General features: G+C 65.2%; 14 protein-coding genes. 10 read left to right on the forward strand and 4 right to left on the reverse strand.

Features of this window, described 5'->3' with window-relative positions; all coding sequences use genetic code 11:
* The 6 genes from ACEN88_RS09775 to ahpF all read left to right on the forward strand — a co-directional run.
* The coding region (locus ACEN88_RS09775; RefSeq protein ID WP_413339152.1) for a response regulator at positions 1-1243 on the forward strand (1243 nt) is incomplete at its 5' end.
* Positions 1244-1251: 8 nt separating this feature from the next.
* Positions 1252-2079, forward strand: a complete 828-nt coding sequence (locus tag ACEN88_RS09780; RefSeq protein ID WP_413339178.1) for a CheR family methyltransferase — start codon at positions 1252-1254, stop codon at positions 2077-2079.
* Positions 2076-2708, forward strand: coding sequence for a chemotaxis protein CheB (locus ACEN88_RS09785; protein ID WP_413339154.1), 633 nt, complete (start codon positions 2076-2078; stop codon positions 2706-2708). Before ACEN88_RS09780 ends, ACEN88_RS09785 begins: the two co-directional genes overlap by 4 nt.
* Positions 2705-3937, forward strand: a complete 1233-nt coding sequence (locus ACEN88_RS09790; RefSeq protein WP_413339156.1) for an ATP-binding protein — start codon at positions 2705-2707, stop codon at positions 3935-3937. The genes ACEN88_RS09785 and ACEN88_RS09790 overlap by 4 nt, the downstream gene beginning before the upstream one ends.
* A gap of 154 nt (positions 3938-4091) precedes the next feature.
* Entirely contained in the window at positions 4092-4655 is a 564-nt protein-coding gene (gene ahpC / locus ACEN88_RS09795) for an alkyl hydroperoxide reductase subunit C (RefSeq protein ID WP_413339158.1), read from the forward strand.
* Between the two features lie 243 nt (positions 4656-4898).
* Positions 4899-6476, forward strand: a complete 1578-nt coding sequence (gene ahpF / locus ACEN88_RS09800) for an alkyl hydroperoxide reductase subunit F (RefSeq protein ID WP_413339160.1) — start codon at positions 4899-4901, stop codon at positions 6474-6476.
* 83 nt (positions 6477-6559) lie between these two features.
* Here the strand turns inward: ahpF and ACEN88_RS09805 are convergent, their stop codons facing one another.
* The 4 genes from ACEN88_RS09805 to ACEN88_RS09820 all read right to left on the reverse strand — a co-directional run bounded on the left by ACEN88_RS09805 (position 6560) and on the right by ACEN88_RS09820 (position 10812).
* The gene (locus ACEN88_RS09805) at positions 6560-7177 is read right to left on the reverse strand and encodes an NF038129 family PEP-CTERM protein (RefSeq protein ID WP_413339162.1); all 618 of its coding nucleotides are present in this window, start codon (positions 7175-7177) and stop codon (positions 6560-6562) included.
* An 11-nt stretch (positions 7178-7188) separates the two neighbouring features.
* Positions 7189-8733: a glycoside hydrolase family 30 beta sandwich domain-containing protein gene (locus tag ACEN88_RS09810; RefSeq protein ID WP_413339164.1), complete on the reverse strand. Its 1545-nt coding sequence runs from the start codon at positions 8731-8733 to the stop codon at positions 7189-7191.
* A gap of 32 nt (positions 8734-8765) precedes the next feature.
* Entirely contained in the window at positions 8766-9992 is a 1227-nt protein-coding gene (locus tag ACEN88_RS09815; RefSeq protein WP_413339166.1) for a glycoside hydrolase family 30 beta sandwich domain-containing protein, read from the reverse strand.
* Positions 9993-10365: 373 nt separating this feature from the next.
* On the reverse strand, positions 10366-10812 hold the full coding sequence (locus ACEN88_RS09820; RefSeq protein ID WP_413339168.1) for a hypothetical protein: 447 nt from the start codon (positions 10810-10812) through the stop codon (positions 10366-10368).
* Positions 10813-11249: 437 nt separating this feature from the next.
* On the opposite strand from ACEN88_RS09820, the gene ACEN88_RS09825 reads away from it, so the two are divergent.
* From ACEN88_RS09825 to ACEN88_RS09840, 4 genes are all read left to right on the forward strand, one after another.
* Positions 11250-12962 carry a RecQ family ATP-dependent DNA helicase gene (locus ACEN88_RS09825; protein WP_413339170.1) on the forward strand — a complete coding sequence of 571 codons (1713 nt, stop codon included), beginning with the start codon at positions 11250-11252 and terminating at the stop codon, positions 12960-12962.
* Positions 12963-12980: 18 nt separating this feature from the next.
* Positions 12981-14024 carry a ligase-associated DNA damage response exonuclease gene (locus ACEN88_RS09830; RefSeq protein ID WP_413339172.1) on the forward strand — a complete coding sequence of 348 codons (1044 nt, stop codon included), beginning with the start codon at positions 12981-12983 and terminating at the stop codon, positions 14022-14024.
* Positions 14017-15648 (forward strand): ATP-dependent DNA ligase, encoded by a 1632-nt coding sequence (locus tag ACEN88_RS09835; protein ID WP_413339174.1) that lies wholly within the window; start codon positions 14017-14019, stop codon positions 15646-15648. The genes ACEN88_RS09830 and ACEN88_RS09835 overlap by 8 nt, the downstream gene beginning before the upstream one ends.
* Positions 15645-15974 (forward strand): DEAD/DEAH box helicase (locus ACEN88_RS09840; protein WP_413339176.1); only part of this gene is annotated, 330 nt, incomplete at its 3' end. The genes ACEN88_RS09835 and ACEN88_RS09840, both read left to right, overlap by 4 nt.

Genomic DNA, 15974 nt, shown 5'->3' on the forward strand with positions numbered 1-15974 from the left:
CGCGCAGGGCCTGGCGTTGCCGGCGTTCGCCGACGACCGCGCCCAGCCCGCCGCCGGCGTGCGCACAGTGCTCGTGATCGAGGACGAGCCGGAATTCGCACGTATCCTGTACGGCCTCGCGCACGACATGGAATTCCGCTGCCTCGTCGCGCTGACGGCGCAGGAAGGACTGGAACTGGCGACGAACGAGATTCCCGACGCGATCCTGCTCGACATCCGCCTGCCGGACGGCTCCGGCCTGTCCGTGCTGCAACAGCTGAAGGACAATCCGGGCACGCGCCACATCCCCGTCCACGTCGTCTCGAGCCAGGAGAACGGCGGCGAGGCGTTGCACCTGGGCGCGATCGGCTATGCACTGAAACCGACGTCGCGCGAGCAGCTGGAAGACGTGTTCCGCAAGCTGAAGGACAAGTCGTCGCAGGAAATGAAACGCGTGCTGCTCGTGGAAGACGACGAACGCCAGCGCGACAGCGTCGTGCAATTGATTTCCGATACGGACGTCGAGATCGCGGCCGTCGGGTCCGGCACGGATGCGCTGGACCTGTTGCGCACGCAGACGTTCGATTGCATGATCATCGACTTGAAGCTGCCGGACATGCAGGGTAACGAATTGCTCAAGCGTATGTCTCTGGAAGAACTGTGTTCGTTCCCGCCCGTCATCGTGTACACGGGACGCAATTTGACGCGCGACGAGGAAGCGGAACTGCTGAAATATTCGCGCTCGATTATCATCAAGGGTGCGCGCTCGCCGGAGCGCCTGCTGGACGAGGTCACGCTGTTCTTGCACAAGGTGGAATCGGAACTGTCGTCGGAACGCCAGTCGATGCTCAAGACGGTGCGCGGACGCGACCGCGTTTTCGAAGGCCGCACGATCCTGCTCGTGGACGATGACGTGCGCAATGTGTTCGCGTTGACCAGTGCCCTGGAACAACGCGGCGCCAGGGTGGAGGTGGGCCGCAATGGGTATGAAGCCATTGCCAAGCTCGATGAACATGAGTCGATCGACCTGGTCCTGATGGACGTGATGATGCCGGGCATGGACGGACTGGAAGCGACGCGCCGCATCCGCCAGGACAAGCGCTTCGCGCGCCTCCCGATCATTGCGATCACGGCGAAGGCAATGAAGGACGACCAGGAACAATGCCTGGCCGCCGGCGCCAATGACTATCTCGCCAAGCCGATCGACCTGACCCGGCTGTACTCGCTGCTGCGCGTGTGGATGCCGACGCTGGAGCGCATTTGAAAAAGACGATGCACAGCCTGCCGAGCGACGACATCGAGTTGCGGATGCTGGTCGAGGCTGTCTACCTCAAGTACAACTACGATTTCCGCGACTATACGGGCGCCTCGCAAAAGCGCCGCGTGCTCGCCGCGCTGCGCGCGATGGAATGCGAAACGATCTCGGCTTTGCAGGCGCGCGTCATGCACGACCCTGCCGCGTTCGCGCAGCTATTGCAGTTTTTGACCATCCCGGTGACGGAAATGTTCCGCGACCCGGATTATTATCTGGCTGTACGCCGGCTCGTCGTGCCGTTCCTGAAGACGTACCCGTCGCTGAATGTGTGGGTGGCCGGCTGCAGCACGGGCGAGGAAGTGGTTTCGCTCGCGATCCTGCTGCATGAGGAGGGCCTGCTGGAGCGCACGCAGATGTACGCGACCGACATCAATCCGGAGTCGCTGGAAGCGGCACGACGCGGCGTGATGCCGCTGGATAAGATGCGCGTGTACACGGAGAATTACCAGAAGGCGGGCGGCACGCGCGCGTTTTCCGATTACTACACGGCCGCGTACGGCGGGGCGCTGTTCGACCGCGCGCTCGTCGAGAACGTCACGTTCGCGGACCACAGCCTCGCCACGGACAGCGTGTTCGCCGAGACGCACTTCATCAGCTGCCGCAACGTGATGATCTACTTTAACCGGCACTTGCAGAACCGGGTGCTGGGCCTGTTCCACGAATCGCTGTGCCACCGCGGCTTCCTCGGCCTCGGCAGCAAGGAAAGCATCGACTTTTCCACGTACGCCCAGCAATTCGAAGCGCTCGCGAAGCGGGAACGGGTGTTCCGCAAGGTGGCGTCATGAGTCCCGCCGTCGACCCCGGTCCGCAGGAGGGCGCAATGCGCGCCGCGCTGCGCGGACGGCGCTTCGAAGCCGTCGTGATCGGCGGCTCGGCCGGCGGCGTGGATGCGCTCGTCACGCTGCTGCCCGCCATTCCGGCCGGCTATACCTTGCCCGTGTTCTGCATCCTGCACATGCCGGGCGACCGCGAAAGCCGCCTGGCCGAGCTGTTCGACGAGCGCCTGCCCGTGCGCGTGAAGGAAGCGGCCGACAAGGAAGAGATCGTGCCCGGCACCGTGTACTTCGCCGGACCAGGCTACCACCTGTCCGTCGAACGCGACCGCACGTTTTCGATCAGTTGCGAGCCGCCCGTGCACTTCGCGCGGCCCGCGATCGACGTGCTGATGGAATCCAGCGCGGACGCCTACGGTCCGGCCCTGGCCGGCATCCTGCTCACGGGCGCGAACCACGACGGCGCCGACGGCATGGCCCGCATCCGCGCGCGCGGCGGCTTCACCGTCGTGCAGGACCCCGCCGACGCCCAGGTGCCCACGATGCCCGTGACCGCCATCAACCGCTGCCAACCGAACCTGATACTGCCTCTGGCGCGCATCCACGCCTTGTTGCCCATGTTGGAGATGAATGAACCATGAGCGCACACGACCCCAGTAAATTGCTGATCGTCGACGACCTGCCGGAAAACCTGCGCGCCCTCGACGCGCTGATCCGCGACGAGCAGCGCCTCGTGTTCCAGGCCCAGTCCGGCGAGGAAGCACTGTCCCTGATGCTCGAACACGATTTCGCGCTGGCCATCCTCGACGTGCAGATGCCCGGCATGGACGGCTTCGAACTCGCCGAGCTGATGCGCTCCACCTCGCGCACCCGCAACATCCCGATCGTGTTCGTGTCCGCCGCCGGCCGCGAGCTGAACTACGCGTTCAAGGGCTACGAGACGGGCGCCGTCGACTTCCTGTACAAGCCGCTGGACCCGGACGCCGTGCGCAGCAAGGTGCACGTGTTCGTCACGCTGGACCAGCAGCGGCGCGAGATGCAGCGCCAGATGGAAGCGCTGGAAGCGGCGCGGCGCGAGCAGGAGGTGCTGCTGGGTGAGCTGAACGCGACGCAGGCCGAGCTGCAGCGCTCGCTGCGCATGCGCGACGAATTCATGTCCCTCGTCGCGCACGAACTGCGCACGCCACTCAACACGCTGTTCCTGGAAACCCAAATGCGCAGCCTGCAACTGAAGCGGGGCAATTTGCCGGCGTTCAATCCGGACCAGATGAACAACATGATCAAGCGCGACGAGCGCCAGATCAAGGCGATGATCCGCCTGATCGACGACATGCTGGACGTCTCGCGCATGAAGAGCGGCACCTTGTCGATCCGCCCGGCGAAGGTCGAGCTGATGGCCCTGCTGGAACGCGTGGTGAACGATTTGTCGTTGCAGGCCGCGGCGGCCGGCGCCAACGTCGTGCTGGCGCCGCATCACCCGGTCGAAGGGTTCTGGGACGAGTTCCGCATCGAACAGGTCGTCGTCAACCTGCTGACCAACGCGATGCGCTATGGCGGCGGCGGCGCGGTGGAAGTCAGCGTGCATAAGGAAGAGCTGCAAGACGGCGGCTGCAACGTCCGTATCGCCGTGCGCGACCACGGCAAGGGGATTGCGCCCGACTACATCGAACGCATCTTCGAACCGTACGAGCGTGGCGCGAAAAGCGGCGAGCCGAAGGGCCTTGGCCTGGGCCTGTACATCTCGCGTCAGCTGGCCGTCTCGCACGGCGGCCAGTTGACCGTCGAGAGCACGCCGGGGCAGGGGGCGACGTTCAGCCTCACGCTGCCGTGCATGGAGACGGCGGTGCAACCGGCGGCAGCGCCGGCCTGATCCTTTGGCCATCAATGCTCCCGATAGGCACCGCCTATCGCGCTATGATAGCTAAAATCAATTGATAGAATCCGTTCAATCAATTTCACATGAAGGGTGTGACAGGGTATAGTTCACACCTAAGCTTTTTTTAACCCCGAAAGAGGAGTACTGAATGTCCATCATCAACACCGAAATCAAGCCGTTCAAAGCAACCGCTTACCACGCAGGCAAGTTCATCGACCTGACCGAAGCCGATTTCAAAGGCACGTGGTCGGTCCTGATGTTCTACCCGGCGGACTTCACCTTCGTCTGCCCGACCGAGCTGGAAGACCTGGCTGCTTTCCAGCCGGAATTCGAAAAGATGGGCGTCAAAGTCTACGGCGTGTCGACCGACACCCACTTCGCCCACAAGGCGTGGCACGACACGTCGGAGGCGATCAAGAAGGTCAACTACCCGCTGATCGGCGACCCGACCGGCCTGCTGTCGCGTAACTTCGAAGTCATGATCGAGGAAGAAGGCCTGGCCCTGCGCGGCACCTTCGTGATCAATCCGGAAGGCCAGATCAAGGTCATGGAAGTGCACGACAACGGCATCGGCCGCGACGCGTCGGAACTGATGCGCAAAGTGAAGGCAGCCCAGTACGTCGCATCGCACCCGGGCGAAGTCTGCCCGGCCAAGTGGACCGAAGGCGCCGAAACGCTGAAGCCGTCGCTGGACCTGGTCGGCAAGATCTAAATAGATCTGTTTTGGAAGCACCTGTAGCACCGTAGCACCGTAGCACCGTAGTACCAGGCACCGACCGCGAGGGGCGGCCGGTGCCCACCCCCTCCCCACGAGCCCATCCGGAACGGGCCCGCACAGAAATCACAGGCGATCTCGCTAGTCGATCTGCCTTCCAGATTCACTATTTAGATTGGATGGATGCGTCCTCATGGGGACCGCATCGGCCTGAACACGACTGAAGAAAAGGATACGATCATGCTCGAACAAGAACTGAAAAACCAACTCGCCGGCTACCTGCAACGCGTCCAGCAACCGTTCGAGATCGTTGCCTCGCTCGACGACAGCGACACGTCGAAGCAGATGCTCGACCTGCTGCAGACGATCCAGGGACTGCGCGCCGACAAGATCACGCTGCGCACGGACGGCAACGACGCCCGCAAGCCGTCGTTCACCCTGAAACGTGTCGGCACCGACATGAATTTGCGCTTCGCCGGGCTGCCGCTGGGCCATGAATTCACGTCGCTCGTGCTGGCGCTGCTGTGGACGGGCGGGCATCCGCCGAAAGTCGAAGCCGAGACGATCGATGCGATCAAGGCGCTGGACGGCGACTACGAATTCGAGATGTACATGTCGCTGACCTGCCATAACTGCCCGGACGTCGTGCAGGCCCTGTCGCTGATGGCGATCCTGAACCCGCGGGTGAAGACGACCGTGATCGAAGGCGGCGCGTTCCAGGCCGAAGTCGAGTCGCGCAAGGTGATGGCCGTGCCGATGGTGTTCCTGAACGGCGAACTGTTCGGCTCGGGCCGCATGCTGATCGAAGAGATCGTCGCCAAGCTGGACAAGGGCGCCGGCGCCCGCGACGCCGCCAGGCTGAGCGCGAAGGATCCGTACGACGTGCTGATCGTCGGCGGTGGCCCGTCGGGTGCGGCGGCGGCCGTGTACGCGGCCCGCAAAGGCATCCGCACCGGCGTCGCGACGGAACGCTTCGGCGGCCAGGTGAACGATACGATGTCGATCGAGAACTACATCTCCGTGCTGGAAACGGACGGCCCGAAATTCTCGGCCGCGCTGGAAGCGCAGGTGCGCCACTACGGCGTGGACATCATGACGCAGCAGACGGCGGCGAAAATCATCCCGCCGTCGGCGCCCGGCGAACTGGTCGAGGTGCAGTTCGAGAACGGCGGCTCGCTGAAGTCGAGCACCGTGATCCTGTCGACGGGTGCGCGCTGGAGGAACGTGAACGTGCCGGGCGAGCAGGAATACAAGAACGCCGGCGTGAACTACTGCCCGCACTGCGACGGCCCGCTGTACAAGGGCAAGCGCGTGGCGGTCATCGGCGGCGGCAACTCGGGCGTGGAAGCGGCGATCGACCTGGCGGGTATCGTCGAGCATGTGACGCTGATCGAATTCGCGTCGCAGCTGAAGGCGGACGCCGTGCTCGTCAACAAGGTCGAGAGCCTGTCGAACGTGACGATCCACGTGAATGCGCAGACGACGGAAATCACCGGCGACGGCAGCAAGGTGAACGGCATCAAGTTCAAGGACCGCATCAGCGGCGAGGAACACCACGTGCCGCTGGCGGGCGTGTTCGTCCAGATCGGCCTCGTGCCGAACACCGAGTTCCTGAAGGGCACGGTGGAACTGTCGCGCTTTGGCGAGATCGTCGTGGACGCCCACGGCCGCACGAACATCCCGGGCGTGTTCGCCGCGGGCGATGCGACGACGACGCCGTTCAAGCAGATCGTCATCGCGGCGGGCGAGGGTGCGAAGGCGGCGCTGTCCGCGTTCGACTACCTGATCCGGATGCCGGTGGCTGTCGAAGCCGCGTAAGCGTTCAATGGTAAAAAAAGCCCGGGCGGGAAACCGTCCGGGCTTTTTTGTTTCCAAAAACCGCGGTCAGAGCCCGGTTTTGATCAATTTCCCAAATTCGGGCTCTGACCCCGGTTCCGGCGCCGCAGTGCCAGTGCGGCCAGCACGCAGCCCGTCGCGAACACGGGCAGGCCGGCCGGTTCCGGCACCGGCGTGGCGGTCACGAACGCGGTGTCGGCCCAGACCGTGGCCGGTGCGCCCGGCATCAGGTCGATCGACGCGACGTTGCCCATCGTGCCCGGCACGTAGTTGTCGAGCGCCGCGTTCACCAGGGCGATCCCGAAGCCGGTGCCGATCGTCCCGCCGGGCGCGATGTCGAACGCGGCGTCGAAGCTGAACAGGCCGCCGAACGTCACCGCCTGCAGCAGTTCGTTGAACGTCTGCCCGTTGCCGAGCGTGACCGCGGAGCCGATGTCGCCGCCGACGTCGCCCGTCGGCAGCGCCGTGGCGCCGAACGCGCCCGTGAAATGGGTCAGCGTGGCCGTCGCCGGCGCCGCCCCTGCCAGGGCCGCGAACGTCAGGTCGAGATAGCCGGTGCCCGTCAGGCTCGTCGTGTCGACAGTAAAGTGGACCATCGGACCGGCGAACGCGGTGTTCGCACCGCCGGCGAGGGCCAGCGCCAGCAGGGCGCGTGTGAAGAAGGAGGTCAGGTAGTTGATCATGGCGAAGTCTTTCAGAACGTGATGCCTTGGAGTTTCGGGGTATAGGCGATGGCGCCCTTCGATGGGTTGCCGAACGTCGTCGTCACGGTGACGGTGGCGCCGGGTGCGATCTGGTTCACGGGCAGCGCGATGGTTGGCACGCCGTTCACGTCACCCTGCTTGTTGTCGAGCGTGACGCCCGCCGTGAGGCCGTCCACCACGAGCCGCAGCGTCGATGCGGCGAGCGTCGCACCCGTCGTATTCGTGAACGACACCGTGCCGCTGAACTGGCCCGTGAAGCGGTTCGCCGTGAGGCCGCTCTGCACGATCTTCACGCTGCCGGTGAGGTCGGCGACGGCCGGTTGGCTCACGAAGGTGCTGACGCTGGACGGTTCCAGGTCGGCGCTGGCGCCGCCCGCGATGACCGGGTAGTCGCCCGCATAACTCTCGTTGGTGGCGGCCGACGTGACATAGCGCTGCAGGGTGCGCGGCGCGCCGCTGCCGAACGTCAGGTCGACGCGGCGCTGGGCCGTGCCGTTGTTGACCGCCACGACGACGACCTTGCCGTCGCCGCCCTTGTACGCGGTCACGTACACGTCCGGGTAGGGGTTCTGCGTGGCACCGATGCGCACGTAGCCGGGCCGCACGAATTTCGCGTACTGCGACATGATCCAGCCGCGCTTGCTGACGTTGCCGTCTTCCGTGATCAGGCCGTAGAACCGGCGGATGTACCACCACACATACGCGCTGTAGTTCGCGGCCATGCTCCGGTGGACCTCGATCGCGACCGGCATCGCCTTCGCCCAGTCGTTGGCGTCCGACGTGCTGTCCGTGTAGTGTTCCGTCATCCACACCTCCTTGCCCTTGGCGCGCGCGAGCGGGTAGTCGCTGGGCGTCGTGCCGTACAGATGGCCCGCCACGATCGAGAGCTGGGCCGCCGCGCCCGCGTCGTTCAGGATCGGATCGGACAGCACCTTGCGCATGCCCAGCGATTCCGGCGCCATCAGCTTGAGGCCGGCGAAGCGCGGGCCCTGCGACTTGATGAAGTCGATGAACTGGGCGGACGTCCACGTGCAGCCTTCGTAGTCCGGATCCCAGTCCGGCTCGTTCTGCACGGAGATGCCGTACAGCTGGGCGCCGTTCGTGCGCATGTAGTCCGCGAAGCCCAGCAGGTGCGTGGCGTAGTCCGGGTAGTAGCTCGGAATCAGGCTGCCGTGCGCGATGGCGTTCGACGTCTTCATGTACGCCGGCGGCGTCCACGGCGTGGCGAACAGGGTGACGCCCTTGGCCTTCGCCAGCTTCGCCGTCGGCAGCTGCGTCGCCCACGCGGTGCTGGACGGGTCGATGCGCATCCGCATGACCGTCAGGCCGATCTGGCCCGGGCCCGTGCCGAACGCGGTGTCGACCTGCGCCGGCGTCAGGTCGGCGATCCAGCCCGCGCCGTTATGCCCGCCGAATCCGCGGATGACCTGGTAGGTCGTCGCGGGATCGATGGCGACCGTCTGCGCGATGGCCGCAGGGAGCGCCGACATCGCGAGCAGGGGCAGGCTCCATCGTAGTAATCGTTGTTTCAGCATGACTCATCTCCTCCTGGGTTGGTTTTATTGACTTACTGGCTTACAAAAGTGTTGACGCTGCCGGGATCGATCCACGCGGTCGCGACGCCGCCCGTCACCGTGTACTGGCCGGCATAACCGGTGTTGTCGGTCGACGTGGTGCGGTATTTCGTGAAGCCGGGGGCGGCACTGCCGACCTGCAGCTGCAGCTGGCGCTGCGACGTGCCATTGTTGATGGCCACGACGACCAGTTTGCCGGCGGTGTTCTTGTAGGCGGTGACGAAGACGTCGGCATACGGTTTTTCCGTCGCGGCGACGCGCACGGAACCGGGGCGGACGTATTTCGCGAACTGCGCCATGATGTAGCCGCGCTTGCTGACGTTGCCGTCTTCCGTCAGCAGGCCGTAGGAGCGGCGGATGTACCACCACACGTAGGCGCTGTAGTTGGCCACCATGCTGTTGTGCAGTTCCAGCGCCACCGGCATCGCCTTCGACCAGTCGTTGGCGCTGGACGTGCTGTCGGTGAAGTGCTCCGTCATCCACACCTCCTTGCCCTTGGAACGGGCGAGGGCGTAGTCGCTCGGGTTCACGCCGTACAGGTGGCCGGCGACGATGTCGAACTGCGGCGCGGCCGTCGCGCTATTGAGGATCGGATCGGTGAGCGGCTTGTAGAAGGTAGCGGACTCGCCCGCGATCACCTTGTAGGTGCCGAAGCGCGACCCCTGGCTCGACAGGTAATCGATGAATTGCTGCGAGTTCCACAGGCAGCTTTCGTAGTCCGGGGCGAAGTCGGGTTCGTTCTGGATCGAGATGGCGTACAGCGCGGCACCGCCGGCCTGCATCGTGCTCGCGAAGTTCAGCAGGTGCGTGGTGTAGTCGCCATAGCGGCTCGGCAACAGGCTTCCCTGGACCAGGCTATTGTTCGTCTTCATGTTCGCCGGCGGCGTCCACGGCGTCCCGAACAGGATGGCGCCCTTCGCCTTGGCGAGCTGCGCGGACGCCAGTTGCGTGGACCACTTGCTGGGATCCGGGTCGATGCGCAGGCGCATGATGGACAGGCCGATCTGGCCCGTGCCGGTGCCGAACGCGGCGTCGACCTGGGCAGCGGTCAGCTCCGCCGCCCAGCCGGCGCCGCTGAAGCCGCCGAAGCCGCGCACGGTCTGGTATGTCGTGGCCGGGTTGATGGCGACCGTCTGCGCGGACGCGCCGGCGGCAAAGGCGGACAGCATGACGAGCGCCGACGCGACGCGGCGGGTGGTGCGCGAAAAAGCATGGGGCATGAACATCTCCGTGGTTCGGGTTGATTGCCGGGCGGGGGCGGCCCGGAGTTCACTGCGTGTGCTGCTTTTGCTGCGGACCCATGCCGGGATCGCCGGCGGGCAGGACGAGCGACGCCCGCGCCCGCTGTGGGGGCACAGGATCACCGTGAAAAAAAGCGGACTGGCGGGTCGCGCGATCAGCGCGGGGCGGGACGAGAGGGGGGACGCGGTCGGCGCTGCGGGATCAGGGTGTGCGGCATATCTCCTCCGATTATTGTTATTTACTGTTATTTCGCAAAATTATGTTTGCGATAACATTTTATGACAACTATCTTATGCCTCGGTGGATGCCTGATCAAACCAAAGATTGTTAGCGATAATTCACAAATTGTATTTATGCCAACCGGGTGGAGGCCGTGTCGCGCGCGTGCCGGCGCCGCTGGCCGTCGCGCCGCTCGACGTGGGTGCGCGAGGGGACCGGATGGGCGCCCGTACCGTCCAGCCCGAACTCCAGCGCATGGCGCAGCGCACGCACGGTGACCGGTTTCGTGACGGTGGCGCTGAACGCGTGATACAGCGGCGGGAAGGGCTCGTCCTCGTCGAGCAGCAGGATCGTGGGGGTGTCGGGCGCGAGGCGCGAGAGTTCGCCGGGCAGCGAGCGCCGGTCGCCGGCGGCGTGCGCGCTGGAGGTGAGGATCACGTCGAAGCGCAGCGCCTGCATGGCGTTCAGCGTCGCCTGCGCCGTCGTCGTCTCGGCGACAACGTAGCCGAGCGACTTGAGCAGGGTGACACTGTGGCGGCGTGCGGCCGCGTCATCGTCGAATATCAGGGCGTACTTCATGATGAGTCCTCCTGGCTCAGGTATGGCGACCTCCTCATATTGTTCAACTGTTAATTTGTAACAAATGATACGGAAGGCAACGAACGGATACGTGGCGTCTTCAGTGGTAAAACAACGGCGCGAAGCCATTCAACGCATCGGTTTCGCACAGCAGCCACGTCGCCGCGCTCGTGAGCGCGAGCCAGGCTGCGGTAAAGGGAGCGGGCAGGAAGCGGACCATGATGAACCTCCGAATGCGGATTGCTGTCGTGTTGATGTTGATGTCATCTTAGAACGTGTTCTTGAGAGAAACTATCGGCTGGCAATCCGTCACTCTGTAGGATTAAAGCTCGTCGCCTTGTATGAACGCTTGTGGTCGCTCGTGCACGGCATCCTACGGTGACTGTAGGTTGCGTCCTATGGTGTGTGGCCGTGCTCAGGCTTACATTGGCATCATCATGACCACACACGATCCCAAACTCCTCCACAAGGGTGTACTCGCGGTTCGCCGCAACACCATCCGTCGCCTGCTGCATACGGTGTTCGGCATCGAACACCTGCGCGACGGCCAGCAACGCGTGATCGACAGCGTCCTCGATGGCAGGGACACGCTGGCGATCATGCCGACCGGCAGCGGTAAATCGCTGTGCTACCAGATCCCCGCCCGCATCCTGGACGGCATGACGGTCGTCGTCTCGCCGCTGATCTCGCTGATGAAGGACCAGCTGGAAAAGCTCGGGGAACTCGGTATCCGCGCCGAGCAGGTCAACAGCAGCCTGTCGGCGGAAGAGGAGAGGAACGCATTGGCCGCGATCGCGGAGGGCCGCTGCGAGATCGTGTTCTGCACGCCCGAGCGCCTCGTCATGCCCGAATTCGTCGACGTGCTGAAGGCCGTGAAAATCGCCCTCGTCGTCGTCGACGAAGCCCACTGCATTTCGCAATGGGGCCACGACTTCCGCCCGGCCTATCTCGAGATGGCCGGCGCGATCGACGCGCTGGGCCGTCCGCCTGTACTGGCGCTGACGGCCACCGCGACGGAAGACGTGGTCGACGACATCGGCCGCCAGCTCAATCGCCCGCGCATGAACGTCATCAACACGGGCATCTACCGGCCGAACCTGCAGTACGCGGTCGTGCAGGTGACGAACCCGGACGAGAAACTGCAGGAAGCGCTGCGCCTCGTGCGCGGCACGAAGGGGACGGGCATCGTCTACGCCGCGACCGTCAAGGCGGCGGAGGAGATGCACCAGATGCTGCTGGACGCCGGCGAATCCGTCACCCTGTACCACGGCAAGCTGCACGCCGCCGAACGCAAGGCGAACCAGGACCTGTTCATGAACGACGAGCGGCGCGTCATGGTGGCGACGAACGCGTTCGGCATGGGCATCGACAAGCCGGACACGCGCTTCGTGATCCACCTGCAGATCCCCGCGAACCTGGAAGCCTATTACCAGGAATCGGGCCGCGCGGGCCGCGACGGCCGGGATGCCAGCTGCACCCTGCTGTTCCTGCAGGACGACAAGCGCGTGCAGCAGTTCTTCCTCGTGAAGCACTATCCGACGGCGGACGAGATCCGCGCCGTGTACGAGGCCGTGCACGCGCTTACGGAAAGCGAGACGGCGACGCCGGCTCGCGTGGATGACGTCGCCGGCGAACTCGCGGGGCCGCATCTGAAGGTGTGTTTGAAACTGCTGAAGGATGCGAAGCTGCTGCGCCAGAACCGCAAGCTCGCGTACCTGCCCGGCAGCGCGTCGCCCGAGGATAAACTGTTCGCGGCAATGGCCGAGGTGTATCGCCAGAAGCAGGAGCGCGACAAGGAAGCGCTCGAACAGATGGTATCGTATGCCGTGAGCGGTTTCTGCCGCTGGAAGCTGCTGCTCGATTATTTCGGCGACGAGGTCGAAGGCTTCGAGAAGTGCTGCCGCTGCGACAACTGCCTGAATCCGCCGGCCGCCGTGCTGACGGAAGATATCGACATCCGCGACGACGAATTCGACCGCGAACCGGACGCGGACGCGCCGGCCGGCCCCGCGTTCGACGTCGGCGCGCGCGTCACGGTACCGAAGTATGGCGAAGGCGTCGTGCTGTCCGTGGCCGGGGACCAGGTCCACATCGAATTCCCGGACGGCGAGCAGCGCGCGTTCCTCGCCGATTTCGTCACGCTGGTCTAAAAGGAGGACGCCGAACGCATGGGCGACATGGTCATCGTAAGGAAGGAAGGCCTGTACTGTGTGCCGGGCCAGTTCTACATCGACCCGTGGCGGCCGGTCGACCGGGCCGTCATCACCCATGCCCACGGCGACCATGCGCGCTGGGGCCACAAGCATTACCTGGCTTCGCAGCAGAGCGTCGGCATCCTGAAGTCGCGCCTCGGCCAGGACATCAACATCGAAGGCCTGGAATACGGCGACAAGGTCGTCCACAACGGCGTGACGATCTCGCTGCACCCGGCCGGCCACGTGCTTGGCTCCGCGCAGATCCGGATGGAGCACCAGGGCGAGATCTGGGTCGCGTCGGGCGACTACAAGGTCGAGCCGGATGCCACGTGCGCGCCGTTCGAAGCCGTCCGCTGCCACACGTTCATCACGGAATCCACGTTCGGCCTGCCGATCTACCGCTGGGATCCGCAGCAGGAAGTCTTCGACGACATCAACCGCTGGTGGCGCCGTAATGCCGATGAAGGCCGCACGAGTATCCTGTACGCCTACGCATTCGGCAAGGCGCAGCGCCTGCTCTGTGGGTTGGACCCTTCTGTCGGGCCCATCGTCTGCCACGGCGCCGTCGAGCCGCTGAACCGCATCTACCGCGAGGGCGGCGTGGTCCTGCCGCATACGCAGATGGTCAGCGAGACGGACAAGGCGGATTTGAAAAAGGCGCTCGTGCTGGCGCCGCCGTCCGCATCGGGCTCGCCGTGGACGCGCCGCTTCGGCGACTATTCCGACGCCTTCGCCAGCGGCTGGATGCTGCTGCGCGGTGCCCGTCGGCGGCGCGGCGTCGACCGCGGGTTCGTGCTGTCCGACCATGCCGACTGGCCCGGTTTGCTGGACGCGATCCACGCCACCGGCGCCCAGCAGGTGATCGTCACGCACGGTTCGATACCCGTGATGGTGCGCTGGCTGTGCCAGATCGGCCTCGATGCGAAAGCGTTCGACACGGAATACGGCGAGGAGGATGACGAAGCCGTCACGGCCACGCCGGAAGAACCGCAGGCGGAGGAGGCGAAGGATGCGTGAATTCGCCCGCCTGTACGCCGAACTCGACGAAACCACCGCCACCAACCGCAAGCTCGAGGCGCTGCAGAATTACTTTGCCAGCGCCGCCCCGGAAAACGCCGCCTGGGCCGTGTACTTCCTCGCGGGCGGCAAGCCGCGCCAGGCCGTGCCGAGCAAGCTGCTGCGCCAGTACGCCATCGAATACGCGGGCCTGGACGAGTGGCTGTTCGACGAATCGTATGCGGCCGTCGGCGACATGGCCGAGACCATCGCCCACATCCTGCCGTCGCCGAAGCGCCACAGCGACGTGGGCCTGGCCGTGTGGATGGAAGAGCGCATCGGCCCGTTGCGCGGCGCCGATCCGGGCACGATCCGGGAAGCGCTGTTCTCGTACTGGGACGAACTCACGTGGCGCGAACGCTTCCTGTTCGTGAAGCTGATCGGCGGCGGCTTTCGCGTGGGCGTGTCGAAGCTGCTCGTCACGCGCGCGCTGGCGTCCATCGCCGCGGTCGACTCGAAGCTGATCGCGCAGCGCCTGATGGGCTGGACGGATGGCCGTGTCAAACCGACGGCGACGGGCTTCCTGCAACTGATCGCGGCGCAGACCGACAACGAGCACCAGCTGCGCGGCGGCCAGCCTTACCCCTTCTTCCTCGCGCACCAGCTGCAGGGCGAGCCCAGTGCGTTGGGCGACATGAACGACTGGCAGGTCGAGTGGAAGTACGACGGCATTCGCGCGCAACTCGTGCGGCGCGGCGGCCAGAACTACCTGTGGTCGCGCGGCGAGGACCTGATCACGGAACGCTTCCCCGAGCTCGCGAGTCTATCCCTGCCGGACGGCACCGTGATCGACGGCGAGGTGCTGATCTGGACGACGGGCGATTCGCCGGCACCGTTCGCCGACCTGCAGAAGCGCATCGGCCGCAAGACGCTGTCCGCGAAACTGCTGGCCGAGCTGCCTGCGGTGCTGCTCGCGTACGACCTGCTGGAGCTGGACGGTGTCGACACGCGCGCGCTGCCCCAGCACGAACGGCGCGCGCTGCTGGAGACACTCGTCACGGGCGCGGCGCAACCGCAGCTGCGCATCTCGCCGCTCGTCACGGCCGACTCCTGGGACGATCTCGGCAAGCTGCGGGCGGAGTCGCGGGCGCGCGGCGTCGAAGGCATGATGCTGAAGGCACGGAACGCGCAGTACGGCGTGGGCCGCACGAAGGACGTGGGCACGTGGTGGAAGTGGAAGATCGATCCGTATGCCGTCGACGCGGTGCTGATCTATGCGCAGGCGGGCAGCGGCCGGCGCGCGTCGCTGTACACGGACTACACGTTCGCCGTGTGGGATGGCGAGGGCGACGCGCGCAAGCTCGTCCCGTTCGCGAAAGCCTATTCGGGCCTCACGGACGCGGAGATCGCGCAGGTCGACAACATCATCCGCAAGACGACGGTCGAGAAATTCGGGCCCGTGCGCTCGGTGCGGCCGACGATGGTGTTCGAGATCGGCTTCGAAGGCATCGCGCTGTCCACGCGCCACAAGGCCGGCATCGCCGTGCGCTTTCCCCGTATCCTGCGGCGGCGTGACGACAAGCCCGTCGAAGAGGCGGATACGCTCGACACATTGAAAGACCTGCTGGGAGCCGTCACGCCATGACCAGGACCCAGGCGGAAGCAGCGGTCGACAGCTGGTTCGCATCGCGCGGCTGGAAGGTGTTCCCGTTCCAGCGCGCCGTGTGGAAGGCCGCGCTGGCCGGCGAATCGGGCCTGCTGCACGCGAACACCGGCGCGGGCAAGACGTACGCGGTCTGGTTCGCCGCGCTGCTGCGCGGCGCCAACCGCACGCGGCGTGCGAATACCGGCCTGCGCGTGCTGTGGATCACGCCGATGCGCGCGCTGGCGGCGGACACGCAGCGGTCGCTGGAAGTGTCGGCGGCCGAGCTGGGCGCCGCGAGCCCGGACGTCATCGGCACGTGGACGATC

The sequence above is a fragment of the Massilia sp. CT11-108 genome, assembly GCF_047302915.1.
Lineage (GTDB): Bacteria > Pseudomonadota > Gammaproteobacteria > Burkholderiales > Burkholderiaceae_D > Telluria > Telluria orientalis.

Coding starts and splice junctions, on each gene's coding strand:
- ACEN88_RS09780 (WP_413339178.1), top strand. CDS start 1,252: ATGCACAGCCTGCCGAGCGACGACATCGAGTTGCGGATGCTGGTCGAG.
- ACEN88_RS09785 (WP_413339154.1), top strand. CDS start 2,076: ATGAGTCCCGCCGTCGACCCCGGTCCGCAGGAGGGCGCAATGCGCGCC.
- ACEN88_RS09790 (WP_413339156.1), top strand. CDS start 2,705: ATGAGCGCACACGACCCCAGTAAATTGCTGATCGTCGACGACCTGCCG.
- ahpC (WP_413339158.1), top strand. CDS start 4,092: ATGTCCATCATCAACACCGAAATCAAGCCGTTCAAAGCAACCGCTTAC.
- ahpF (WP_413339160.1), top strand. CDS start 4,899: ATGCTCGAACAAGAACTGAAAAACCAACTCGCCGGCTACCTGCAACGC.
- ACEN88_RS09805 (WP_413339162.1), bottom strand. CDS start 7,177: ATGATCAACTACCTGACCTCCTTCTTCACACGCGCCCTGCTGGCGCTG.
- ACEN88_RS09810 (WP_413339164.1), bottom strand. CDS start 8,733: ATGCTGAAACAACGATTACTACGATGGAGCCTGCCCCTGCTCGCGATG.
- ACEN88_RS09815 (WP_413339166.1), bottom strand. CDS start 9,992: ATGCCCCATGCTTTTTCGCGCACCACCCGCCGCGTCGCGTCGGCGCTC.
- ACEN88_RS09820 (WP_413339168.1), bottom strand. CDS start 10,812: ATGAAGTACGCCCTGATATTCGACGATGACGCGGCCGCACGCCGCCAC.
- ACEN88_RS09825 (WP_413339170.1), top strand. CDS start 11,250: ATGACCACACACGATCCCAAACTCCTCCACAAGGGTGTACTCGCGGTT.
- ACEN88_RS09830 (WP_413339172.1), top strand. CDS start 12,981: ATGGGCGACATGGTCATCGTAAGGAAGGAAGGCCTGTACTGTGTGCCG.
- ACEN88_RS09835 (WP_413339174.1), top strand. CDS start 14,017: ATGCGTGAATTCGCCCGCCTGTACGCCGAACTCGACGAAACCACCGCC.